The organism is Amorphus sp. 3PC139-8 (assembly GCF_040750475.1).
Taxonomy (GTDB): Bacteria; Pseudomonadota; Alphaproteobacteria; order Rhizobiales; family Amorphaceae; genus Amorphus.
Window position 1 is genome coordinate 1 of record NZ_JABJVY010000076.1, and the last position, 1,204, is coordinate 1,204.

Consider the following 1,204-nt stretch of genomic DNA (forward strand, 5'->3'; position numbering starts at 1 on the left):
CACATCTTGCATTCTCTGCGAAGCCCTTTTCCCAGCAAGAATGGGGTCCTGAATGACGTCAGGTGGTTTCGCCGTGACGGTGTTCGGGGCGCGGTCTGGATCGTCACATCTTGGGCTTATCAGGGCCGTCGCAAGCTTGATCGGGCCGCGTGAGGGTTTTGCTCTGAACAGATGATTGGGAATGCGACCATGTCCCGAATGCAAGACGAGATCACCCCGCTGCCCGCCAATAACGATGAGCACAGCTATGCCGGTATCGATGTCGGCAAGCGAACGCTCGATGTGTTTATTTCTCCTGCCGGAGAGCTCCGCCAGTTCGACAATGATGCAAAGGGGCTTCGAGAGCTGGTCCTGCACTGCCGACGCAATCGGGTTCGGCTGGTCGCCCTTGAGGCGACGGGCCGCTATCACCGCAAGGCACATGAAGCCCTGCACGAGGCCGGGTTCGCCGTCGCCGTTATCAATCCCTTCCGCAGCCGCAAATTCGCTGGTGCGGTGGGGCGACTGGCGAAGACCGACACCATCGATGCGCAGGTGCTGGCCCGCTTCGCCATGCTTCTGCGGCCGCAGCCGACGTCGCCGCAATCCGTCCAGCACAAGGCCTTGCGCGACCTGAACGTCGCCAGACGGCAGGTGCTCGATGAGGTCGGTACGCTCAAGCGTCAGCTTTACGAGACGGAGCATCCCCTCGCGCAGCGCCAGATCCGAGCGCGGATCAAGATGGCCGAGCGGCATCAGAAGCTTTTGGAAACGGAAATCCAGGCTTTGATCCAGGGCCAGGACGATTTGCGCCATCGCTTCGACATCCTCACCTCTATTCCCGGCATCGGCCTGGTCACGGCCACCACCTTGCTCACGGAGCTGGAGGAACTGGGACAGGTGAACTGTCGGCAGATTGCCGCGCTCGCCGGTCTGGCTCCCATGAACAACGACAGCGGTGCAAGAAAAGGAGCCCGCAGCATTCGTGGCGGCAGGGCCTATGTTCGGCGCATGCTGTTCATGTGCGCCGTAGGTCTCTCACGCCGCAACGGGATCATGGGGACATTCTACCGCCGCCTGGTGAGCGAAGGAAAAAACCCGAAGGTCGCCATGACGGCCATGGCCCGCAAACTCGTCATCCTCGCGAACACGCTCATCGCTGAGGACCGCCGCTGGCAGGCAAACGCGCCACAAAGGGCTTGATCTCGAACACAGATGCTTGCGC

1 protein-coding gene is annotated in these 1,204 nt (G+C 61.4%); it reads left to right on the top strand.

Annotation, left to right across the window (positions count from 1 at the left end):
* Positions 1 to 198 precede the first annotated feature (198 nt).
* Positions 199 to 1,182, top strand: a complete 984-nt coding sequence (locus HNS03_RS25685; RefSeq protein ID WP_367198888.1) for an IS110 family transposase — start codon at positions 199 to 201, stop codon at positions 1,180 to 1,182.
* Positions 1,183 to 1,204: the final 22 nt, after the last annotated feature.

What these genes read in the sequence shown, in the direction of transcription:
- HNS03_RS25685 (WP_367198888.1), top strand. Translation starts at nt 199, where the DNA reads ATGCAAGACGAGATCACCCCGCTGCCCGCCAATAACGATGAGCACAGC.